13 protein-coding genes are annotated in these 17,545 nt (G+C 35.7%); 5 read left to right on the top strand and 8 right to left on the bottom strand.

Features of this window, described 5'->3' with window-relative positions; all coding sequences use genetic code 11:
• The first annotated feature begins 244 nt into the window (after positions 1 to 244).
• From lepA to L2586_RS08415, 3 genes are all read left to right on the top strand, one after another.
• Positions 245 to 2,035: a translation elongation factor 4 gene (lepA, locus tag L2586_RS08425; protein WP_235292431.1), complete on the top strand. Its 1,791-nt coding sequence runs from the start codon at positions 245 to 247 to the stop codon at positions 2,033 to 2,035.
• Between the two features lie 273 nt (positions 2,036 to 2,308).
• The gene (locus L2586_RS08420; RefSeq protein WP_235292430.1) at positions 2,309 to 2,626 is read left to right on the top strand and encodes a hypothetical protein; all 318 of its coding nucleotides are present in this window, start codon (positions 2,309 to 2,311) and stop codon (positions 2,624 to 2,626) included.
• A gap of 51 nt (positions 2,627 to 2,677) precedes the next feature.
• Entirely contained in the window at positions 2,678 to 3,322 is a 645-nt protein-coding gene (locus L2586_RS08415) for a hypothetical protein (protein ID WP_235292429.1), read from the top strand.
• A 322-nt stretch (positions 3,323 to 3,644) separates the two neighbouring features.
• On the opposite strand, the gene L2586_RS08410 is transcribed toward L2586_RS08415, so the two are convergent.
• From L2586_RS08410 to L2586_RS08400, 3 genes are all read right to left on the bottom strand, one after another.
• Complete coding sequence (locus tag L2586_RS08410; RefSeq protein WP_235292428.1) at positions 3,645 to 4,775, bottom strand: T9SS type A sorting domain-containing protein; 1,131 nt, start codon at positions 4,773 to 4,775, stop codon at positions 3,645 to 3,647.
• A gap of 10 nt (positions 4,776 to 4,785) precedes the next feature.
• Positions 4,786 to 6,498 (bottom strand): hypothetical protein, encoded by a 1,713-nt coding sequence (locus L2586_RS08405; RefSeq protein WP_235292427.1) that lies wholly within the window; start codon positions 6,496 to 6,498, stop codon positions 4,786 to 4,788.
• A gap of 91 nt (positions 6,499 to 6,589) precedes the next feature.
• Positions 6,590 to 7,012, bottom strand: a complete 423-nt coding sequence (locus L2586_RS08400) for an Ig-like domain-containing protein (protein ID WP_235292426.1) — start codon at positions 7,010 to 7,012, stop codon at positions 6,590 to 6,592.
• 384 nt (positions 7,013 to 7,396) lie between these two features.
• Between L2586_RS08400 and L2586_RS08395 the strand changes: the two genes are divergently transcribed.
• Positions 7,397 to 8,167 (top strand): MBL fold metallo-hydrolase, encoded by a 771-nt coding sequence (locus L2586_RS08395; RefSeq protein ID WP_235292425.1) that lies wholly within the window; start codon positions 7,397 to 7,399, stop codon positions 8,165 to 8,167.
• A 336-nt stretch (positions 8,168 to 8,503) separates the two neighbouring features.
• On the opposite strand, the gene L2586_RS08390 is transcribed toward L2586_RS08395, so the two are convergent.
• Both L2586_RS08390 and L2586_RS08385 read right to left on the bottom strand, forming a co-directional pair.
• Positions 8,504 to 8,872 carry a hypothetical protein gene (locus tag L2586_RS08390; protein WP_235292424.1) on the bottom strand — a complete coding sequence of 123 codons (369 nt, stop codon included), beginning with the start codon at positions 8,870 to 8,872 and terminating at the stop codon, positions 8,504 to 8,506.
• A gap of 206 nt (positions 8,873 to 9,078) precedes the next feature.
• A complete protein-coding gene (locus tag L2586_RS08385; RefSeq protein ID WP_235292423.1) occupies positions 9,079 to 11,235 on the bottom strand; it encodes a prolyl oligopeptidase family serine peptidase in 2,157 nt (718 codons plus the stop codon).
• A 96-nt stretch (positions 11,236 to 11,331) separates the two neighbouring features.
• Between L2586_RS08385 and L2586_RS08380 the strand changes: the two genes are divergently transcribed.
• Positions 11,332 to 12,042: a YebC/PmpR family DNA-binding transcriptional regulator gene (locus L2586_RS08380; protein ID WP_235292422.1), complete on the top strand. Its 711-nt coding sequence runs from the start codon at positions 11,332 to 11,334 to the stop codon at positions 12,040 to 12,042.
• A 205-nt stretch (positions 12,043 to 12,247) separates the two neighbouring features.
• On the opposite strand, the gene L2586_RS08375 is transcribed toward L2586_RS08380, so the two are convergent.
• The 3 genes from L2586_RS08375 to L2586_RS08365 are packed head-to-tail and all read right to left on the bottom strand — an operon-like array spanning position 12,248 to position 17,399.
• Positions 12,248 to 14,791: a glycoside hydrolase family 2 TIM barrel-domain containing protein gene (locus L2586_RS08375; RefSeq protein WP_235292421.1), complete on the bottom strand. Its 2,544-nt coding sequence runs from the start codon at positions 14,789 to 14,791 to the stop codon at positions 12,248 to 12,250.
• 3 nt (positions 14,792 to 14,794) lie between these two features.
• Entirely contained in the window at positions 14,795 to 16,192 is a 1,398-nt protein-coding gene (gene lpdA, locus L2586_RS08370; RefSeq protein WP_235292420.1) for a dihydrolipoyl dehydrogenase, read from the bottom strand.
• A gap of 43 nt (positions 16,193 to 16,235) precedes the next feature.
• Positions 16,236 to 17,399, bottom strand: a complete 1,164-nt coding sequence (locus tag L2586_RS08365; protein WP_235292419.1) for a WG repeat-containing protein — start codon at positions 17,397 to 17,399, stop codon at positions 16,236 to 16,238.
• Positions 17,400 to 17,545: the final 146 nt, after the last annotated feature.

Here is a 17,545-nt window from a genome sequence, read left to right as displayed (position 1 = left end):
GGTTATTCGGTTAAAATTGGGGTTAGAGGTTAAGAAGGGGGAATGACACGTATTCCCCTGGAGGAATTTACAATTATTTTGGTCTTGGAGTATTAGGATTTTAAGGTGTAATAATTTGTTAATCAATGAGTTATTACTTATTTGCTTAATAGGAGAATGCTGATGGTCAGTCTACTAAAATTGGATTAAAAGAACTCCAAAGATTAAGTATTAAACTATAAACTAATCTGTTATCTTTGCATTTATGAAGAAAATAAGGAATTTCTGTGTGATAGCGCACATAGATCATGGTAAGTCTACGCTTTCAGATCGTCTATTAGAATTTACTCAGACGATATCTGAAAGAAACATGAAAGATCAGGCGCTCGATGATATGGATCTTGAGAGAGAGCGAGGTATTACTATAAAAAGTCATGCTATCCAAATGGATTATAAACATTTAGATGGCGAAACATATACATTTAACATGATCGATACTCCTGGTCATGTTGATTTCTCATATGAGGTTTCACGTTCTATTGCTGCCTGTGAAGGCGCATTATTATTGGTCGATGCTTCACAAGGAATTCAAGCACAAACAATTTCCAATTTGTATTTAGCGATTGAGCATGATTTAGAAATAATTCCAGTCCTAAATAAGGTGGATATGGAGAGTGCGATGATAGAGGAAGTTTCAGATCAAATTATTGATTTGATTGGATGTGATCTAGAAGATATTATTCATGCAAGTGGAAAAACGGGAATTGGTATCCAAGATATCATGACAGCTGCTGTGGAAAGGATTCCACATCCAAGAGGAGATGAAGAAGCTCCTTTGCAAGCATTAATTTTCGATTCAATTTTTAATCAATACCGAGGAGTGATTGCCTATTTTAAAATAGAAAATGGGAGCATGAAGAAAGGTGATATGGTCAGATTTGTGAATACGAAGATGGACTATGAGGCTGATGAGATTGGTGTTTTGAAAATGGACATGATCCCAAAGAAAGAGCTTAGGGCCGGAGATGTGGGTTATATTATAACTGGGATTAAAAGTTCTAAAGAGATTAAGGTAGGGGATACGATTACTCAAGTTGATCGACCATGTGAGAAAGCAATTGATGGATTCGAGGATGTGAAACCGATGGTATTTGCTGGAATTTTTCCGATAGAGAATGAAGATTTCGAGGATCTTAGAGATTCATTGGAGAAACTTCAATTGAATGATGCGAGTTTGGTTTTCGAACCAGAGACATCTGTGGCACTGGGATTTGGATTCAGATGTGGGTTCTTAGGAATGCTGCATCTAGAAATTATCCAAGAAAGATTATCTAGAGAGTTTGAACAAGAAGTTATTACGACGATTCCAAATGTTTCTTACTTTGCCTATACGAAGAAAGGAGAGAAGATGTTGATTAATACTCCTACGGATCTTCCAGATCCAACCTTATTGGATAGGGTAGAGGAGCCTTATATTAGTGCACAGATTATTACGAAGCCAGAATACATTGGAACGATAATGACATTGTGTATGGAGAAAAGAGGGGAGTTAACTAAGCAGATTTATTTGACGACTGAAAGGGTTGAGCTTTCTTTTGAGCTGCCATTAGCGGAGATTGTTTTTGACTTTTACGATAAGTTGAAGTCCATAACAAGAGGTTATGCGAGTTTTGATTATGCTCCGAAAGATTATAGAGCGTCAGATTTAGTGAAATTAGATCTTAAGTTGAACGGTGAACCAGTGGATGCTTTATCTTCTTTGGTCCATAGAGACAAAGCGGCTTCTTTCGGGCGAAAGATCTGTTCTAAATTGAAAGACTTGCTTCCTAGACAGCAGTTTATGATTGCGATTCAAGCAGCAGTAGGTGCTAAGATTATCGCTAGGGAAACGATTTCTGCTTTGAGAAAAGATGTTACTGCAAAATGTTATGGTGGTGATATTACTAGAAAGCGTAAGTTGTTAGAAAAGCAAAAGAAAGGTAAGAAAAAGATGCGTCAGATCGGAAGTGTAAATGTTCCGCAGAAGGCATTTTTGGATGTGTTGAAGTTGGATTAGAGTGAGAGTCTTGAGTCGTGAGTCATAAGTCTTAAGTCTTAAGTCATAAGTCTTGAGTCGTGAGTTTGTTCTCGAAGAATTTAAATTCATATTTTGGAGCTGCTTAGTTCATGCGATTTATTTTAAGAGCTTAAGTGAGATGGAGAATCCTTTTATAATCATAAAAGCGTTACTTTTTTTGTGAAAGTTCTATTTTGAAAAGACGCATCACTTTTCTGCTTAACGCGCATTGCTCAGCTTAAAAAGCGACACGTCGAGGAAAGTATTAATGTGATGCTTAATAAAGGGAGAAGGAGTGGGAAGGAGAAAAGCGTTGCATTTTTTGTAGAAGACGCATCACTTTCCTGCTTAACGCGTGATGCTCAGCTTAAAAAGCGACACGTCGAAGAGAGTATTAATGTGATGCTTTTTAAGTGCAGAAGGAGTGGGGAGGAGAAAAGCGTTGCATTTTTTGTAGAAGACGCATCACTTTCCTGCTTAACACGTGATGCTCAGCTTAAAAAGCGACACGTCGAGGAAAGTATTAATGTGATGCTTAATAAAGGGAGAAGGAGTGGGAAGGAGAAAAGCGTTGCATTTTTTGAAGTGTAAAGTTAATAATCATAAAGGATAATTTATTAATCAGTAGAAATACTGAAATTAATGAATACGCTTGCTAGATTTGAACCTCGAAGAGATTATCATATTTACAATAGAACTAATAACAAGGAACTACTATTTAGGAATTCAGAAAATAGACGATATTTTCTGAATCGTTTGAATTATTTCTTAAAAGACTATGTCAAATTTTACGCTTACAGTTTACTGCCAAATCATTTTCATTTACTAATTAAAGTGAGATCTATTGATGAGATTATTGAAAACATTAAGCGGATACCTAATATAAAGATTACTAAAACTCAACAAAGATTTCTGCTTCAAAAAGATAAGAATGATCTGATTAATGATCTTATAGTTAACCAATTTCTAAAATTCTTTACTTCTTATTCCAAAGGTTTTAATAAAATATATAAGAGAAATGGAAATCTCTTTGCTAGGTCATTTAAAAGATCGTTAGTTTACAATGATAGCAGACTAATGTATTGGCATTATTATATTATTCATAATGCAAGAAAGCATAATATTGTGTCAGATTTCAGGGATCATCAATGGAATAGTTTTTTAGGAATTATTAACGAAGTTAATTGGCTTGTCTTTGATGATGTAATTAGTTTGTTTGGGGGTAAAGCAGAATTTGTACAATTTATGGAAACGGAAGAAAATGGTAAGATTCTGTTTTCGAGTTAAGGTTAATGTGATGCTTTTTAGGGGAGAAAGAGGGCGTTGCATTTTTGTAAAAGACGCATCACTTTTCTGCTTAACGCGCGTTGCTCAGCTTAAAAAGCGACACGTCGAAGCAAGTATTAATGTGATGCTTTTTAAGTGCAGATGGAGTGGGGAGGAGAAAAGCCTTTGCATTTTTTGTAGAAAGACGCATCACTTTCTTGCCACGCGCATATCCTTGCTTAAAAAGCGACACGTCTGTCGAAGTGAGGATGGCTAAAAAAACAAAAGGCTTCTCGAGTGAGAAGCCTTTCATTATACTAATAAATACTATTTTAACTTTCTACTATTTCAATTTTACGAATTGTTTGTTCACAACTTCGTGGTTTAATTTTGCTTCGATGTAGTATACTCCAGGAGTATAACCAGCTACATTAAGTTTAATGTAGTTATTCTCAAAAGAAGAAGCAGGAAGGTTTTCAATTAACTGCCCCAATTGGTTAGTAATTTTAACTCCTTCATACGTTCTATCTAAATGTATATTCACATAATCAACTGTAGGATTAGGGAAGACTTTAATATCTCCTTCATTCCCAGTTCTAAAATCCACAGTTTCTACTTTAGAATATTCATAGTCACCATTAAAGTCAACTTGCTTAAGTCTGTAGTAGTTTAAACCAGCAACTGGTGTTCTATCAATAAACTCATAATTTTGAGTCTCTGTAGTTGTTCCGTTTCCTAACACTTTACCGATCGTAGAAAATGATTTTCCATCAGCTGAACGCTCAACATTAAAAAAGTCGTTGTTGATTTCTAGTTCAGTTTCCCATTTAAGTATTGAGTTCGAATTATTTTTGACTGCAGTAAAAAAAGAAAATTCCACTGGAAGAAAAGCTCCAGCTTCTCCCAAGTCCCAAGAATTGCCAAGGATGATATTTGATATATTTGGTGTAGTACCAAAGCTAAGGCCAAGATCTGAAGTATTAAGGAAAAAATCTTCCCCAGCTCTGAAAACAGCCTGCTCTTTTATATCAATTGGTAATTTTAATGTAAAGATATCTATTTTGACACCAAGTGCTATTGGAATATCTGCCGTTTCAGGTGCAGATAGAGTCATATAAACATTACCATTATCTGTACCACCAACTTGGTCTAAAGTATAAGTTATAATATTAGCAGAATTCGTGAATCTGTCTTTAAATGGAAATGAGTTTCCAGGCACAAATTGAATATTTGAGTTAGGTTGTTCTGCTTTAACACCTGATGATTGTGACCACCCGAACGTGATTGTTTGGCTTCCCCAATCATCAGAGCCATCATCAGCGATAAATGCCCCTTCAACAGCTGTATAACTCACTAATATACTTTGGAATCCAGTCTCAATTTCACCTAAGTTTTCTATTGTAATCATAATTCTTTGCGACATACCTAATTGTAAAGTCGCAATCATAAGTAGAAGTGTATATATATATTTCATTTTTTTTAATTTAGTTTTCTGGTAATTGTTCAATAAGTAATAAATAACTATCGACAGGTCCACTTCCGAAAAAGCCTGTATTTCCTGGATGGGAAAGAACAGAGTTTGCAGGAATAGATGAATCAGAAGGAGAGGCATTTGCAAGTACACTACCATCAAAATTGATATCTCCAGGACTGTAGACATTACTAACACCTAAGTAAGAATCAATAGGGCCACTTCCAAAGAAACCGGTATTACCTGGATGGGAAAGAACAATTGAAGTTACTGAATTTGCATCTGAAGGTGAATTATTACTATATATTATACCATTGCCATCTACATCTCCTCCCCACATCATCATTTTAGCATCAAAACTTTGTTGTGCATGAGTACCAAATGTATTTGCTGCTAAAGCAGTAAAATCTATATCACCAATTGTAGACAATAGTGGAGTTGTATTATTTAGCATTATACCTAAGTGATTTCTATGTTTGATAGAAACGTATGTACTTGCAGATGCATTCTTAAAGTATAAGACATCATTGTCGGTTCCTGAAAAGTCCATTAGACTTCCATCATTTAATACAAATGCACTTCTTGAAGCAATTACAGTTTCATCATCAGAAACATCTCTTAGTTCTACTAGAACCCAATCAACTACTGTAGCATGTGTATCAAAAAATCCAGCTGTTACCGTTTCTCCTGTTCCATATGGTGATGTTAGGGCTTGAGTAGCTAATATTCCACCAGAACCTCCATTAAGGTCAGTTCTCATTAAATTAGAAGCATCATCATAAGCTCCACCTAAAATTACTGAAACCATACTCTTACCAAACGTATTACTTCCAGTCAGTTCTCTTGAATCAGTTATAGTTGCTGCCACTTGATCACTACCTGTATTATCTACATCTTCATATGTCCAGTTTACACCATCATATAAAGCAGCTTTAATTAATGATTCAGCTCCTCCACCCAAGACTTTATCATTGGTATCATCATATGTACCTGTTATATCAGCACTGAAAGATCCACCAAATCCAGATTGATCTACATCCCAATACTTAGTTAAGTATTCTGTTGCATTTCTGTTTGGATTACTAGCATCTTGTGGTAGTGCAGGATGTATTGCATCTTTTAAATTTACAGAGATTGTTGAAGTTCCAACTGTTCCAGCTGTAACTTCTGCTTCTAATGGTGTATAACCATTGGCATCACCTATAGGGAATACGAAAGATTCTAAAGCATCATAAGTCTTTACAACTTGTCCAGCTCCATCCGCTTTAATATAACCATCGCTTGCACCTCTTGTAACTATTGCTCCAGCTCCTAAAGTTAAATCTTGACCAGCAATATCTAGATTTGCAGAACCAGTTTCGAATACAAGTTCATTCGTTATTCCTAATCCTGTCGCAGTTAATGATACATCTGCATCAGTATTTGTTACCGTCACCTTCCTCACCGTCGCTCCATTAGCATCAAAGCTTTGTGCAGCATCCCCACTGAAGATAATATCAGAATTCGTTGCAACAGAGGTTAATGTTCCATCATTTACAAAATTTCCTTTAACCTCGATGGTCCCAGAATTTGTAATGGTACTAGAGGCCATATTATCTATGTCTCCTTCCACAACCAAAGTCGCACCTTCCTCTATAATAATGGAGGCACCGTTATTTGTTAATTGCGCAGTTGCAAAGAAAGGCAGAAGCCCCAGCAACCCTAATAATTTGTATTTATTTTTCATATCCTTTTAAGTGGGTGAAACAATTCTTTTCAAATATAATAATATTATGGACCAAATTCCATGAAAATGAGTATATGGTCGTTGTTAGTTATTATTTGACAATTATAAAATGGTAATCAAGTGTTAAATAATAACGTAATCCGCTTTTCGGATCTACATTTTTTAATTCCATGGCAATTTCAATCGTCTCTTCCTCATCCTTAGTTGTCGAATCAAAAGTTACATTAAAAACCATAGACTCTCCTGGCTTTAAAATTTTTCTTTCTGGATAATCAACCTCTGTACATGCACAATAATCTAGATAATCTATCTCAATATTGTCTTTGCCTGTATTTCTCATCTCGTAACTAAATATCTTTTTCTCTCCTTTGGTTACCTTTCCTAAGTCAACATATGTCTTATCAAATTCAAAACTTGTCGTTTCTACAGGTGTAACTACCTCTGAATCAAACGATTTCTGGCCATACATGTGATTGGAAAAAAATATTGTTAATACTATAAAAGCTACTTTCATTTTCTATTTCTTAATTAATGACACTAAAAAATATGGTGTCCTCATGTTCTTCCCTCTTTATTTTGGTCTTTTATTTTACTAAAAGGTTAACAAATAAATATATATATTATTGATTTTTTCTATTTATCTATTGAAATAGATCAATATGAATATATCTATAAATTAATATGTGTTTTAGTGCTATCTTAAAAATAGGGTTTTATTGTATATTGCGCAATTATTTACACTAAGTTAATGATGAAAAAACGACTTTGCCTAATCTTTGTTTCCATTTTTATACCTTTTTGTCTTTGCTATACACAAAACATTGAAGTTGTAATTTTAGGAATAGCGCAAGATGCAGGATATCCCCAAATCAATTGTCAGCTAAAGTGCTGCGCTGGTATGCCAGAGAAGAAAATGGTTTCTAGTATTGGAATTGTTGATAATTCTTCAGGAAAAATATATATGATTGATTGTACTCCTGATTTTAAGGATCAATTGAAAATGTTATCTGCTTATGGTTCTGAATATGGTCAATTGCCTGCTGGGATTTTTCTTACACATGCTCATATTGGACACTATTTTGGTTTAGCTCAATTGGGACATGAAGTGATCAATGCTGGTAATGTTCCCGTATATGCAATGCCTAAAATGACTAATTTCCTTAAAAAGAACGGACCGTGGGATCAATTAGTAGAGCAAGAAAACATTGACCTTCAAAAATTGAATAATAATAAAGAGGTTGTCCTTTCTGAAAATCTAAGAATTAAACCTATCCTTGTTCCTCACCGTGATGAATATTCTGAAACAGTTGGTTTTGTTATCTCTTCTAAGAAAGAATCACTCCTCTATATTCCTGATATCGATAAATGGGAAAAATGGGATACAGATATTGTTGCACTCTTAAAGGAAGTTGATTATGCGCTTCTCGATGGAACTTTCTACCAAGATGGGGAGATTTCTAATCGAAATATGAAAGAAATACCTCATCCTTTTGTTGTGGAAAGTATAAAGAAGTTTTCAGACCTTCCAGCATTAGAAAAGGCAAAGATTCACTTTACACATTTGAATCATACTAATCCGCTTATTGATAAGAAATCAACTTCTTATAAGTCGGTCTATTTAAATGGTTTTAATGTAGCTAGCGAAGGATTATCATTCTACTTAAATTAGTATAGAGGTTTTTATTGGAGTTTTCCCAGTTAAAAACTTGCTGTATAAGAGATGATGGAGTCAAGTTTCACTTGAGCTAAAGACTCAGATTTAAAGTTTTCGTCTAATACTCTCGACCTGAAGTCCACGGTCCTGTGGAGTTCTAGATTTAATAAAGTTTAAATCCATTCTTGGAGTAAAATCAATATTCAATTAGAGCTATAGGTTATTACTCTCGGACGGCATTCCAAGGTCCCTAAGAATAATAGTTTTAGAGAAATACAGTGATTAAGTCTATTCTCAACCTAAAGCCAAAGATCCATTCCGATTTTCGGCAACTGCTCATCTATTTTAATTCTATCCCTCTGGATAATCAGCATCTATCCATGCACTTACTTGATCGATCTTACATTGTGAAAGCTTAGATCCGTTTTTAGGCATCGGAGAGAAATTGTTGTCTCTATTTAACGCTCCAAGTATCCGGCCATTCTGAGCGTACGCCTTTGCCTCAGTGAAGTTTGTCATTTCTCTTCCCGTACCTGAGCCATGGCAGCTTGAACCTTGACATCCGCTAAGTATACTTTTAATGGTACCATTATAGGTAACATCAGTCAAGTTGCATTCCTCCTCCATTTCTTCTTCCATTTCAGGTGTGATGGATTCTTTGTCGCACGAGAAAATTGTGATGACCGATAGGATCAAAATAAATGATTTAATAAAATTCATAAAGTCTGTTTAGTTTATAATATTTGTTTATAACGAACAAAATAGGAATTATTAAGGCTATATGGTCGATTATTTTTTGATATACCTTGACAAAGACAATAAAGATTTCAAATACCAGAGCTCAATTTAATTTCAGAATATTGTTCAATGGCAGTAAAAGTCCCAAGAATCGAATACTAAGTATGAAAATTATTGTTGATTCTTATCTATCCTTTAATTTTTTCAAGGTCAGTAGGTAATTCTTGAAAACCCATATTGTAAAGCGTAAATCCGAAAATATCAGCGTATTGCTCTATCGTTTTACTAACTGGGGTTCCTGCTCCATGACCTGCATCCGTTTCTATTCGGATTAATGTTGGATTGGTTCCACTTTGTTTTCTCTGTAATTCTGCTGCAAACTTAAAACTGTGCGCTGGGACAACTCTGTCATCGTGATCTCCAGTGGTTATAAGTGTGGCAGGATACTCGACACCTTCTTTTACATTATGAACAGGTGAATAGCCTTTTAAATATTCGAACATTTCTTTGCTATCTTCTGCCGTCCCATAATCATATGCCCAACCAGCTCCAGCAGTAAACGTGTGATATCGAAGCATATCTAAAACGCCCACTGCAGGTAGTGCAACTTTCATTAAATCCGGTCGCTGAGTCATAGTTGCTCCGACTAGTAAACCACCATTTGATCCACCTCGGATAGCGAGATAGTCTGGAGAGGTATATTTTTCCTCAATTAAGTATTCTGCCGCAGCTATAAAATCATCGAAAACATTTTGCTTTTTCATCTGAGTACCCGCATCGTGCCATTCTTTACCATATTCACCTCCACCTCTTAAGTTAGGGACGGCATAGATACCACCTTGTTCCATCCATACCGCATTCGTAATGCTGAATGAGGGTGTAAGGCTGATATTGAATCCGCCATAACCATAAAGAATGGTTGGGTTTTTACCATCAAGCTTGAGACCTTTTCTGTACGTAATGATCATCGGAATTTTAGTCCCATCCTTAGATTCATAAAAAACTTGGTTACTTTCATAATCGTCAGGATTAAAAGCAATATCTGGTTTTTTATAGACTTCAGAATCTCCAGAGCTAGGATCGAAAGTGTAAATGGTTCCAGGTGTTTTATAGTTTGAAAAAGAAAAATACAAGGTTTTATTCTCCTTTTTTCCACCGAAACCTCCAGCACTTCCTACTCCTGGTAATTCAATTTCTCGAATGAGCTTTCCTGAATAATCATATTGTTTAACTTGTGAAACAGCATCGACCATATAATTCGTGAAAAAATATCCTCCTCCTATCGAAGGGCTTAGAACATTTTCAGTCTCTGGAATAAAGTCTACCCAATTCTCTTGTGCTGGGTCACCTGCATCCACTGTAACAATTTTTTGATTTGGTGCATTTTTATTGGTTACAATAAATAACTTTTCGCCCTCATTTTCAATAACATAGGAGTCTGAATCTGTGTCTCCTTGTAAAGTCACTATTTTACTCCCAGGATTTGTTAAGTCCTTTAGGAACAACTTGTTTCCAGAAGTAGAAACACTTGCAGAAATAAATAAATACTTGCCATCATCAGAAACATATCCACCTACATATCGATGCTTCTCCGCTTCATTTCCACCGAAAATTAACTCGTCCTCAGACTGAGGTGTGCCTAGTTTATGATAGTATAATTTGTGTTGATCTGTTTTAGCAGAAAGCTCGCTCCCTTTGGGCTTGTCGTAACTAGAATAGAAGAAACCTTCGTTGAGTTTCCAAGATAACCCACTGAATTTGACATCAATTAAGGTATCCTCGACAATTTGCTTCGTTTCAGCATCCATAATCAAGATCTTTCTCCAGTCACTGCCACCTTCAGAAATAGAATAGGCAGCTATTTTCCCATTTTTAGAAAAGGAAAGTCCGCCTAAGGAAACTGTTCCATCATCACTGAATTCATTTGGATCAAGAAAGATTTCATCATCACCATCTTCACCTTTTTTTCGATAGATTACATATTGATTCTGTAAGCCATCATTTTTGTAGTAATAGGTATAGTCTCCTTCCTTGAAAGGGGCACTTATTTTTTCGTAATTCCACAATTTTTCCAACCTGCTTTTTAAATCGTTTCTGTATGGTATGTGATTTAGAAAATCATAAGTAACGTTATTTTGTTCTTTAACCCAAGCCTTAGTTTCATCGCTCATGTCATCTTCTAACCATCTAAATGGATCATTTACTTCTGTCCCGAAATAATTGTCTATGGTGTCTACTTTGCTTGTTGTTGGGTATGTCAATTTTTCAATTTTTGAATTTTCTTCTTTCTGAACACAATTAGAAAGAAGGATAGGAATAAGAAATATTAGGAGAAATTTATTCATAACTGGGAGGTTTAGTACTCAAATGTATGAAAAGGTAAATAGGAATTTAATTCGTTCGTCGAAAATCCTTATTTTGGCGCCAAATTAATATATAATATGGGAAGAGCATTTGAATATAGAAGAGCAGCAAAAGAGAAAAGATGGGCTAAGATGTCTAAAATTTTTCCAAAACTGGGGAGATCAATTACGGTAGCAGCTAAGGAGGGCGGACCAGATCCAGACATGAATTCTTCACTAAGGTTGGCTATTCAGAATGCTAAGGCAGCTAACATGCCTAAGGACAACATTGATAATGCCATAAAAAGAGCGTCAGGGAAAGATGCCGAAGACTATGTAGAAGTAAATTACGAAGGAAAAGGCCCGCATGGTGTCTTAATCTTTGTAGAATGCGCCACGGATAACACGACCAGAACAGTTGCCAATGTGAAATCTTATTTTAATAAATCAGGAGGAACAATGGTGCCAATGGGAAGTCTAGAGTTTTTGTTTGATCGTAAAGCAGTTATAGAATTTACGAAAAAAGAAGATATGGATTTAGAAGAGTTGGAATTAGAGCTGATTGATTATGGCTTAGAGCGATTCGAAGTGGATGAAGAAACGGTTTATGCGTATGCGGATTATACTAATTTTGGTAACTTAAATGAAGGTTTTGAAAAATTAGGTATAGAAATTGTAACAGCTAATTTACAAAGGTTACCAAATTCTCCAACTGATTTCACAGACGAGCAAATGGTAGACATAGAAAAGTTAATTGACAAAATAGAGGAAGATGAAGATGTGCAAGCCGTTTATACAAACCTTGCATGACAAATTGGAATTTAATTGCACTTAAACTAGGTAAAGTAGAATAATAATGTTTTAATTTACGTCATAATATTTGAGGAGGGGCCATCTCAAAAATCGATTTTGAGCTTTTTATATTGAGGTGCGCCCTTTTTTTTCTAAAAATAGTACTTACATCTCTTACTCAATCATCTATAATCAAGGCATTTACCGCTAGGTTAAAATCTAATTATACAGCACTTATATATAAGGTGAATTCAGCGTAATTTTCTGGATTAGATTTTTGATATATACTTTCATCTTCCGAAGATAGAACACCGCCTATTCCGTTCATATAGCGATCGATACACAATATGTAGTGATCTGATTCCACTAAGCCAGCTTTTGTTTTCGGGAAAGTAGATCGATCTTTATATTGGTCAAAATCATAAGGCGAATAGCTGAAGCCAAAGGGAAGAATAGATGTAAATCTGAATCCATTTCCATGAAGATCTGTAATCACGATTTCTTCGTTTTCAGATCTATAACCTGATTCTTGCGGAATGATATAACTAGGAATCATTTTTTCAGGTGTCGTATAATACTGCCCCCAGAAAGCGGAGGATTTTCGATCGCTATAATTTTCATGAGGACCTCGACCTAGATAACTAACTTGGCTATATATCTTAGGGAGTTGAATTTTCACACCGAATCGAGGTAGCGGGCTTGTCACTTGACATTTTAGTTGAATGCATAAGGTGTCTTCGTCTATATAGTCTTCTGTCAACTCGTATTGAGGAGGATTTTCGAGAATGTTTTTCTTTTCATCCTCCATTTGAGAAGGCAACTTTCTAAGATTTGGAGCAATAACAAAAGGGAATACTAAAGTTCTTTTTGAGCTCGGAATTTCAGCTGTTTTTCGGTGTAAGATGAATTGTTCTTCTCCGGCTAATTCTCCATTATTCATAAAGCATCTTACATCAAGAAATACAGAATCTGAGAATTTGTTATTGTCTAAGTTGTACGTAATCAATTCTGAAGCCTGAGCAGGTAATTCGAAGTTTCGTCGTTGAAAAAATAACTGCTGTTTAGCCTCCCAAATTCGAATTTCAATGACACCTATGATCGGTTCGAAAAGATTGTTGTTCCTGAATACGATAAGCTGTTCTTCTTGATCTATTCTGAAAACGATTTCTTGAAATATTTTTTTTAGCTCAAAATAAGTGGGGTGGGGAGTACGGTCAGGAAGGAGGATGCCCTTCACATCATACTTTGAGTCATAATCCCATTTCCCATCAGAGGTCTTTATCCCACCGTCTATAAAGCCATCGACAAACCCACCTTGCAAGCAATCATTATTATTTATAAAGTCCCAGTAAGTTTTAAGACCACCAAGACTATTTCCAAAAGCATTGTCGATTTTAGAAAGTATTAATGGTTTGCTTGGGTTTGAATAGACATATGCAGAAAGTTGATCTACATTCAAGTAACTAGGACAGTATACATCAGAATGGCCTTTGGGACGTTCTTGAGAAAGAAGAACTAGGCGCTTACGCTCCTTAGATTTTATCCAGTGGAAACTGGTGTCTAAGTTAAAGTTGTTTTCCGTGCCAATGTGCCATCCGATAACGCATGTATGATTCTTGCTTCGATGGAACATGCTTTTCACATTTGCTAAATGGTAGTTTTCGCTTTCCTCCGCTGATCTTAATAGCGCATCGCTGCTTTTTTGAGCGGGAACATGGTCGATGATTAAGATTCCATATTTGTCACAGAGTTCATACCACTTTTGTCGATGTGGATGATCAAAATTGATCACCGTATTGATGTTAGCAGCCTTGAGCATACGAATGTCCAGCAACATTGTTTCATCATTAATCATGCTTAGTTGACCATAGGGCGCAGACCGGTTAATGCCTTTGATACATAAGTATTTTCCATTTAGATATAATAACCCATTGACTATTTCGATACTGCGAAAGCCAATGTACTGAGTCATCGTCTGAAGAATAACTCCACTTTGATCTATAACACAGAGCTCTAAGAGGTATAATTTAGGATACTCAAAAGACCATGATTCTAGAAATAAATTCTTTACAGACAAGTTTTTTAAGCAATCCTTAATCAAAATGGGATGATCATTCTCGTAAATAGTGACTTCAACATTGGCATCGCCTATTAAATCCACTGATAAATCAAATGCAGCTCCATTTAGTTCACTCCAAGAAGTAGAAATGTGATAGTCCCTTATGTATTTCTCTGGTAATGAATAGAGACAAATACTCCCTAGAGTAGGTGTTTTGTAAAGGCTGGTAACATCTTGAAAAATTTGGACGATTAATTCATTTTCGCCGCTTTTTATAATGGATGAAACATCGAATTCTATTTCTATTGATTTGGACTTGTTGAAACCTAAAAAATCACCATTTAACCAATAATACGATATGCCACTTACATGCTCAAAGTTAATGAAATGCTGATTTAGAGCCTCTTGTGGTTTTATTCCAAAAGTTGTTTTATAAAGATAATTCTCCCATCGTTGAGAAGCTTTTTTCTCAGAATCAGGAGCGGAGTAAGGGGAAGGATTTAGGTCAATTTTAGAAGGTAGAATACAATTTGACCATTCTATTTTTTGAAAGTCATCACTAAACGGACTGGAGACTTTACTAAGATGCTTAGTTTGCCATGTACCGTTTAGTGATAGACGTAACGCTGGGTCAAATGAATAAAAGCAATGTGGTTTTAACTGACCAACATTTTGAACTTTTACATCTTCGAGCCAGGAGTAGTTCATTTCTTATAGATGAATAACTTCATCATATGCTGCAGCTGCAGCTTCCATAACTGCTTCACTCATTGTGGGATGCGGATGAATTGATTTAATAATTTCATGCCCTGTTGTTTCAAGATTTCTAGCAACCACGACTTCAGCAATCATTTCTGTAACATTATTTCCAATCATATGCGCTCCAAGGAATTCACCATATTTTTCGTCAAAAATAACTTTTACGAATCCTTGAGGTACTCCTCCTGCTTTTGCCTTTCCAGAAGCAGAGAATGGGAACTTTCCAACTTTGATTTTATAGCCTGCATCCTTAGCAGCTTGCTCTGTGTATCCGACAGATGCTACTTCTGGAATACAATAAGTACATCCAGGAATGTTATTATAATCTATCGGTTCTGGAGAGTGACCCGCTATTTTTTCTACGCATGTAATTCCTTCAGCAGAAGCTACGTGAGCCAATGCTGGTCCAGGAATCACATCACCTATGGCATATATTCCAGGAACATTGGTTTCATAGTAGTCGCCTACTAAGATCATTCCTTTTTCTGTCTTAATCCCAAGTGCTTCTAGTCCGATGTTTTCAGTGTTTGGACTAACTCCAGCAGCAGAAAGAACTACATCACATTCGATCACTTCTTCTTTACCTGTTTTTCTGTTTTTAGTCGTGACTTTTATCACTTTACCTTTGGTATCTACCTTCTCTACAGAAGTATTCCCAAGTACATTTACACCTTGTTTCTTAAATATCTTTCCTAATTCTTTAGAAATATCAGCATCTTCTCTAGGTACCAATCCTTGTTCCATGTATTCAACTACAGTTACTTCAGTACCTATTGAATTATAGAAAAAAGCAAACTCAACTCCGATTGCTCCAGCTCCGATTACAACCATTTTCTTAGGTTGAGTTTCTAAGCTCATGGCCTTTCTATATCCGATGATTTTCTTGTCATCAATCTGAATTCCAGGAAGCGAACGAGCTCTTGCGCCAGTTGCAATAATGATGTTCTCAGCGCTGTACTCCTTTTTCTTTCCATCGGCATCCGTAACTTCTACTTTCTTACCTCTAAGTAGTTTCCCTTCTCCAGCGATTACTTCAATTTTATTTTTCTTCATCAAAAATTGAACACCTTTACTCATAGCATCTGCCACACCTCTACTTCTAGATATCATAGCACCGAAGTCTGCGGACGCATTATCTATTGTTATACCATAGTCACTCGCGTGATTTATGTAATTAAATACTTGCGCACTTTTTAATAGCGCTTTCGTAGGAATACATCCCCAGTTTAAGCAGATTCCTCCTAAGTTTTCGCGTTCTATTATCGCCACTTTTTTACCTAATTGCGAAGCTCTAATTGCAGCAACGTATCCTCCAGGTCCACTTCCAATTACTATGATGTCAAAATTCATTTTGCTATTTATTTTTTAAGTGATCAAAGATAGAATATTTCTCTTAATTCATGTATTGTATAGGAGCCAATCCTTCTTCGAAATCTCGTAATTCAACAGATGGCGAGGTAAATTTAATGTTTCCGTCATAATCGATGATTTGGACACCTTCTCTTCCTAGTACTCTTGCGAAGCCATTATGGAAATCCCAGACCAATGCATAGACTGGATCTGTTACTGCTTTACCTTCTATGTCGAAAAAGCCCCAAATACCTTTCACACTGTATGCGCATCGACCTTCTTTGTACTTATAAAGCATCTTGTAGCTACATGGAATTACTTCTTCTCCATTCGCATCGATCATGCCAAATAGACCATTTTTATTGACCATCCACATACCTTCATGACCATACTCAATGTGTTTGTAATCAAGAGTTTTAAAAACTTTTCCTTTTTTGTCAATAAATGACCAAGTACCAGAATTTTTTACTGCGGCAATACCATCATGGAAATCTGTTGCCATTTCGAAACTTGGTTCTATAGCAATTTTAGAGGAACCATAAAATCCATATTTACCATCCTTTTTAATTCTAGTAAGCCCTTCTGAGAAGTCATAAACTTTATCAAATTCAGTTGGAATTAGAAATTCACCTTTTGTGTTGATGACTCCGAAATGATCAAATTGATTCACTTTAGCTCTGTTTTCACTGAAATTACTTGCCTTCACGAATTGTTGCTCGAAAGCAATACTGCCGTCGGGTTTGATATATTGATAAAAACCATTAATCCCAACTTTAGCCAAACCATCATGGAAATCTTCAGCTTCTTCATAGATCGGCTGGATCACTTCTTTGCCGTTTTTATCCAAGTAGCCATACTTTTGATCAAAGGTTTGAAATCTAGCAAGACCATCTTCAAAATTAAATAAGGATCTATATTTGAAATCTATAATCGGACTATCATCGTGATTGATCATGCCCCATTTTCCTAGAAAGTTTACAATTGCTAACCCATTTGAAAAAGGCCTAGCAGCATCGTATTTATTAAGAATAATCTTCTCGCCAAGAGTATCAATAAATCCCCATTTGTTAAAAGGTGGTTCATAATCTTGGAAGTATATTTCTTCCTCATTCATATTGGCTTCTGCTTCGTCGATTGCCTTTTCGTCCGACTTGCATGATAATATAAAGCATGTTATGAAGAATGCGATCAGAATCTTGCCACTCATATATTGTTTTTTTGCAAATATAAATTAATTCCAATTCTAAGATCATTAAAACTAGACGTACATTCATTTTGTGAGGAGGAAACACGCTTCCTTAACTTATAAAGCTTTAATGGAATAGACCTTAATACAAATTAAGGTTCATTGTT

This window comes from Portibacter lacus (assembly GCF_021533215.1).
GTDB classification, from domain to species: domain Bacteria; phylum Bacteroidota; class Bacteroidia; order Chitinophagales; family Saprospiraceae; genus Portibacter; species Portibacter lacus.
Note: the sequence above shows the minus strand (reverse complement) of the source record. Positions and strands in the feature narration are given on the sequence as shown.